This window comes from Spirulina sp. CCY15215 (assembly GCF_016888125.1).
Taxonomy (GTDB): domain Bacteria; phylum Cyanobacteriota; class Cyanobacteriia; order Cyanobacteriales; family Spirulinaceae; genus CCY15215.
This window is the reverse complement of sequence record NZ_JACSWA010000221.1, coordinates 1-6,433: the sequence shown is the minus strand read 5'-3', so window position 1 is coordinate 6,433 and position 6,433 is coordinate 1. Positions and strand designations below refer to the sequence as shown.

The following is a 6,433-nucleotide window of genomic DNA, read 5'->3' as shown; positions in this document are numbered from 1 at the left end:
TCGCTATTTTTAAAAAACTGACATAATGGGGGTAGTGCGTCCGTATAGCGTGTCCAAAGGACAAACATCTTGCTCGCTGTTTTTACATTTTTACAAAACTGAGATGCACCCAACAATAGAATAATCCCCCTTGCTTAATGCGGAGGTTGGCTGTTAGTTATTTTATAACCATCGCAGTAAAATTGAAAATGAATGATTATGATTTTCACATTGAGACTCGAGGAAATAGCAAAAATACTCCTCTCCTTTTTTTGCATGGATTTATGGGGAATGGAGATGATTTTCAAACGATAATCTCTCAATTTGCTGAGGATTTTTATTGTTTGGCGATCGATCTTCCAGGACATGGTAAAACGGAAATTAATGGTAGAGATGATTGTTATAAAATGGAACAGACAGGGAATGCGATCGCCGAATTCCTCGACAATCTTAATCTCCTCCAGTGTTATTTACTAGGTTATTCGATGGGAGGAAGATTAGCGCTTTATCTTGCCTTGCATTTTCCGCAAAAATTCCCTAAAATTATTCTAGAATCCGCATCTCCTGGATTAAAGACCCCACTCGAACAGGAAAAGCGGCGCGAAAAAGATGCACAATTAGCCAGCAACTTAGAAACGCGATCGCTGGAAAACTTTCTCAAAGATTGGTATCAAAATCCGCTTTTTTCTTCTTTGCAAAGTCAGGCTAAATTTGAGACTAAATTTGAGATAATGATACAGAGGAGAAGGCAAAACGATCCCCTATTATTAGCAAAATCTCTGCGATATATGGGAACAGGACAACAACCCTCTTTATGGGATGAACTAAAAACCTTACAAAATCCTTTATTATTACTGGTTGGAGAACTAGATGCAAAATTTACTGCGATCGCAACCCAAATGCAAACTCTTTCCCCTCTCATACAATTGCAAATTGTTGAAAATTGCGGTCATAATATTCATTTAGAGAACCCCGAAAAATTTATTAAAAAAGTTAAATATTTTTTGAATGCCTCTTGACTTTCGTAACATCAATACCCTCTGTAGTTCTATCCTAGTCGAGACTTTTTCTCGTCTCGGTTTGACTACTGCAATTCTCTGTCCAGGCTCTCGTTCTACTCCTCTAACTGTTGCATTTGCCCAACACGATCGCATTGAAGCTATTTCCATTTTAGACGAACGTTCTGCCAGTTTCTTTGCCCTGGGAATTGCCAAAAAATCCCGCTTACCCGTCGTCCTTGTCTGTACATCTGGCACCGCCGCAGCTAACTTTTATCCTGCAATTATAGAAGCCAGTCTGAGCAATGTATCCTTGCTCGTTTTAACCGCCGATCGCCCAGCAGAATTGCAACATTGTCGCGCCGGACAAACCATCGATCAACTTAAAATTTATGGACAATATCCCAACTGGCAAGCACAATTTCCGCTACCAGAAAATCGCCTAGAAATCCTGCATTATTGGCGACAAAATACGATTCAAGCCTGGACGCGATCGCGCTTCCCTCATGCTGGAGTTGTGCATCTAAATTTCCCCTTCCGCAAACCCCTAGCCCCCATCGAACAACTAGAAATTAAAGCCTTAGCATCGCAAATTGATGAGGAAGAATTTTTTGCATTTCTGGGGAATAGACAACCGGGAATAGGCAGACAACAGGCAATGATTGAAATGCCTTCTCAATGGCAAAACCGAAAAAAAGGAATTATTATTGCAGGAATTTGTTGCCCTCAAAAACCAAGTGCTTATTGCAGCGCGATCGCGGAACTTTCCCAAACTCTACAATTTCCCGTTTTAGCAGAAGGACTCTCTCCCGTCCGCAACTATGCCGATCTAAATCCTAACCTGATTTGTACCTACGATCTCCTCCTTCGTAATCTTGAATTAGCTCAAGAATTAATCCCCGAAATTGTAATTCAAATCGGCGAATTACCCACCAGTAAAATCCTGCGATCGTGGTTGCAAAATACGCAACCGCAACGATGGATCGTCGATCCCAGAGAAGAAAATCTCGATCCTCTCCACGGGAAAACCCTGCATTTAAGAACCGCGATCGAACAGTTAACCCTTCCCAAAACTTCCGCGCGATCGCCATCCCCCTATTTAAAACAATGGCAAGCCAAAGAAACCCAAATGCGAGAAATCTGCGATCGCGATCTCACCGCAACCAAAGAACTATTTGAAGGTAAAATTCCCTGGTTATTATCCCAAATGCTACCCCCAGGAACCCCCTTATTTATCGCCAATAGTATGCCCATTCGGGATGTCGAAACCTTTTGGCGACCCAATCACCATCGCATTCAACCCTACTTCAACCGAGGTGCGAATGGCATTGACGGCACCCTCTCCACCGCCCTCGGTATCGCCCACCGCAACCGCAGTAGCGTGCTTCTAACCGGAGATCTCGCCCTTCTCCATGATATTAATGGTTTGTTGCAAACCAACAAATTTTGGGGGCATCTCACCATTATCCTGATTAATAATAATGGTGGCGGCATTTTCGAGAACTTACCCATTGCCCAATTTAACCCCCCCTTTGAAGAATTTTTTGCGACTCCCCAGGCGATCGATTTTGCCGAACTCTGTGCTGCATACCGCATCGAATATCACTGCATTACTGCTTGGAAGCGCCTAGAACCCCTCTTAAATCCTCTCCCCGAGGAGGGAATCAGAGCGATCGAAATCCCCACCCATCGCGGCGCAGATGCCCAATGGCGCAAAGAAAAATTTCAGCAATGGTCTAACAAATAACTATCAACTATCAACTATCAACTATTCCCAGATGTCCCCTCCCGTCCTAAACTTGTCATGGAGAGATAATAATTGGCAATTTAGAGGTTTTTCGTGAAAAGAGTATTAGGAATCATTCTGGGTGGAGGTGCCGGCACCCGTCTTTACCCACTAACGAAACTACGGGCAAAACCGGCAGTTCCCCTAGCAGGCAAATACCGTTTAATCGATATTCCTGTTAGTAATTGTATTAATTCAGGCATTAATAAAATTTACGTTCTGACGCAATTTAATTCAGCTTCTCTTAACCGTCACTTAACCCGCGCTTATAATTTTGGCGGTTTGAGTGATGGTTTTGTAGAAGTGCTTGCGGCACAACAAACCCGCGATCGCCCAGACTGGTTTCAAGGAACTGCCGATGCGGTTCGTCAGTATTTGTGGTTATTTGATGAATGGGATATGGATGAAGTGATTATCCTCTCAGGAGATCATCTTTATCGCATGGACTACGGTTTATTCATCGATCGCCACCGGGAAACGAATGCCGATATTACCCTTTCGGTGATTCCCATTGACGAAAGACGCGCTTCTAGTTTTGGCTTGATGAAGATTGATAATGCGGGCAGGGTTATTGATTTTAGCGAAAAACCCAAAGGAAGTGAACTTAAAGCCATGCAGGTAGATACCAGGGCTTTAGGTTTAACGCCAGAAGAGGCAAAACAAAAGCCTTATATTGCTTCAATGGGGATTTATGTCTTCAAGAAAAATGCTTTGATCGAACTGCTGAAGAAGAATACAGAACAAACAGATTTTGGTAAAGAAATCATTCCAGGAGCCGCCCAGGATTATAATATTCAGGCGTATCTTTTTGACGATTACTGGGAAGATATTGGAACGATAGAATCATTCTTTGAAGCAAATTTGGCCTTAACGGTACAGCCGAAACCTGCTTTCAGTTTTTATGACGAACAAGCGCCTATTTATACTCGTTCTCGCTATCTTCCTCCTACCAAACTGTTAAACTGTAAGGTGAGTGAATCGATTATTGGTGAAGGCTGCATTCTCAAAAATTGCGAGATTGGTCATTCAGTATTGGGAATTCGTTCTCGCATTGAATCTGATTGTAAAATTGAGGATACCCTAGTGATGGGTGCCGATTATTATGAACCTTTTGCTGAACGTCAATCCAATTTAGAAATGACGAAAGTTCCTCTGGGAATTGGTGAGGGTTCGACCATTCGCCGGGCAATTGTTGATAAAAATGCCCGCATTGGTAAGAAAGTTTTAATCCTCAATAAAGATCGGGTTGAAGAAGCTAATCGCGAAGATGAGGGCTTTTTCATTCGCAGTGGTATTGTGGTGGTGTTGAAAAATGCGGTTATTCCTGATAATACAGTGATTTAACTTATGTTGAGGAAATAATTAAAGGCGATCGCCTGAACAAAATTATAGTTAATTTGGATTCAGGCGATCGCTTTTTATGTGCCAACTCCCACCGCTTGTTTACGACTCCGCACTTCCAAATAAACCAAAAGTGCGTTAATATCCGCAGGGTTAACTCCCCCAATGCGCGAGGCTTGGCCAATGGTCAAAGGGCGAACTTTTGTTAATTTTTCTCGCGATTCCATTGACAATGTTTCCACTTTCATGTAGTCCAAATCGGGAGGTAATTTTCGATTAGTATTGCGGCTAATTTGTTCGATTTGATTTTGTTGGCGTTTGATGTATCCTGAATATTTAATCTCAATTTCCGCATCTTCTTTTTCAATGAGATTTAACTCAGAATTGCCCAATTGATAACGCTCTAAATCGAGATAATGAAAACCCGATCGCCGCAACAAATCCGCTAAGGTAATCGATCCCTTAATTCTCTGCTGGGTATCTGCCAGAATTTGCTTGCCGATCGCGTCACCTTCTTTGACCCGCGTGTTATCCAATCGCTCTTTTTCGGCCTCAATATTGGCGTATTTGTCTTGAAATAATTGCCAACGGCGATCGCCAATTAAGCCAATTTCTCGACCCAAAGGAGTGAGACGGCGATCGGCATTATCGGAACGCAAAAGCAAGCGATATTCAGAACGAGAAGTGAGCATTCGATAAGGTTCTCTTAAATCCTTAGTACACAAATCGTCAATCAATGTACCGATGTAACTTTGTTCTCGAGAAAATACCAACATTTCCTCTCCTTTAACAAATTTTACTGCATTAATACCCGCCACAAGACCTTGTGCCGCAGCCTCTTCATATCCCGTCGTCCCGTTAATTTGTCCCGCCGAAAATAACCCCTCAATGTTCTTCGTCATCAAAGTGGGATAGCATTGCGTCGCGGGCAAATAGTCGTATTCCACCGCATAAGCGGCACGCAACATCGTGCAGTTTTCCAACCCTGGTAACGTCCGTAACATCTGCAATTGCAGCGTTTCCGGTAATCCCGTCGAAAAGCCTTGAATGTACAATTCAGGAATTTCTCGCCCTTCCGGTTCGATAAAAATCTGGTGAGAATCTTTGTGAGCAAAACGCACGATTTTATCTTCAATACTAGGACAATAACGGGGTCCCTTGGCATCAATAAAGCCACCATAAACCGGAGATAAGTGCAAATTTTCCTGAATTAAACGATGGGTTTCTAGAGTTGTGCGGGTGAGATAACAATTCATCTGTTCCCGTTCTACCCACACTTCCGGGTCAAAACTAAACCAACGTACCTTTTCATCGGGAGGTTGAGGCTCCATTTTGGAATAGTCCACCGATCGCTTATCCACCCGCGCAGGAGTCCCAGTTTTTAAGCGTCCCGTCTCAAACCCCAACTGGTTAAGAGTATCCGTCAATCCGACTGCTGCAAATTCCCCTGCCCGTCCCGCAGACATGGACTTATCACCCACCCAAATGCGACCGCCGAGAAAAGTGCCTGTAGTGAGAATTACCGCCTTCGCTGCAAAACCAGAGCCAAAATAAGTTTGTACCCCAATAACCTCATCATTTTTACCCAATACTAAATCCGTGGCCATTCCTTCTCGAATGACCAAATTTTCCTGATTTTCGACAATTTCCTTCATCACCTTGGCATATTCCCGCTTGTCAGTTTGAGCGCGTAACGCCCATACCGCAGGACCTCTGGAGATATTGAGAACCCGCTTTTGCAAATAGGTGCGATCGGCCATTTTGCCAATTTCCCCCCCCAATGCGTCCACCTCGTGGGTGAGTTGGGACTTCGCAGGACCGCCTACCGCCGGATTGCAGGGTTGCCAAGCAATGCGATCGAGGTTTAAGGTTAACATGAGGGTTCGACATCCCAAACGCGCCGCAGCGAGGGCAGCTTCACATCCAGAATGTCCGGCACCAATAACAATGATGTCGAATTCGTCTTGGAAGTTTACAGGAGTTGGGATAGTCATCGTCCGGACAGGTTAGAGTATTTTTATATTGTAGCGGGTCTTGAAGAAACGATTGTGGGCTTGCTTTTTTGCCGAAATTCTGCTACAAACATCCGCTAAATGTATAAATTCTTCGGAACAAATCTCAAATCATTCGGATCGAAGACAAAAGCGGTGCAAAAACGATATTTACAGGTCATTTCCCCAGCGAATTAACGTGTCAGGAACCTCAACCTAAAGGCGTGAGGCTTGAAAGAGAAATCTAACAAGCCATTCTGACCAGACTCAGTACCCCGCGTACTACGTTATTTGGGTCACGACACCTGGGAATGCGAAGCTAGTTCCCCGCTCTGTCG

General features: G+C 43.7%; 4 protein-coding genes. 3 read left to right on the top strand and 1 reads right to left on the bottom strand.

From position 1 onward, the window contains the following. Positions 1-188: 188 nt before the first annotated feature. From menH to JUI58_RS01390, 3 genes are all read left to right on the top strand, one after another. On the top strand, positions 189-998 hold the full coding sequence (menH, locus tag JUI58_RS01400; protein WP_204101954.1) for a 2-succinyl-6-hydroxy-2,4-cyclohexadiene-1-carboxylate synthase: 810 nt from the start codon (positions 189-191) through the stop codon (positions 996-998). Next, positions 988-2,724 carry a 2-succinyl-5-enolpyruvyl-6-hydroxy-3-cyclohexene-1-carboxylic-acid synthase gene (gene menD / locus JUI58_RS01395; RefSeq protein ID WP_204101953.1) on the top strand — a complete coding sequence of 579 codons (1,737 nt, stop codon included), beginning with the start codon at positions 988-990 and terminating at the stop codon, positions 2,722-2,724. Before menH ends, menD begins: the two co-directional genes overlap by 11 nt. Positions 2,725-2,817: 93 nt before the next feature. After that, complete coding sequence (locus JUI58_RS01390; protein WP_204101952.1) at positions 2,818-4,107, top strand: glucose-1-phosphate adenylyltransferase; 1,290 nt, start codon at positions 2,818-2,820, stop codon at positions 4,105-4,107. A 74-nt stretch (positions 4,108-4,181) separates the two neighbouring features. Here the strand turns inward: JUI58_RS01390 and mnmG are convergent, their stop codons facing one another. Continuing rightward, entirely contained in the window at positions 4,182-6,098 is a 1,917-nt protein-coding gene (gene mnmG / locus JUI58_RS01385; protein WP_204101951.1) for a tRNA uridine-5-carboxymethylaminomethyl(34) synthesis enzyme MnmG, read from the bottom strand. Positions 6,099-6,433 lie beyond the last annotated feature (335 nt).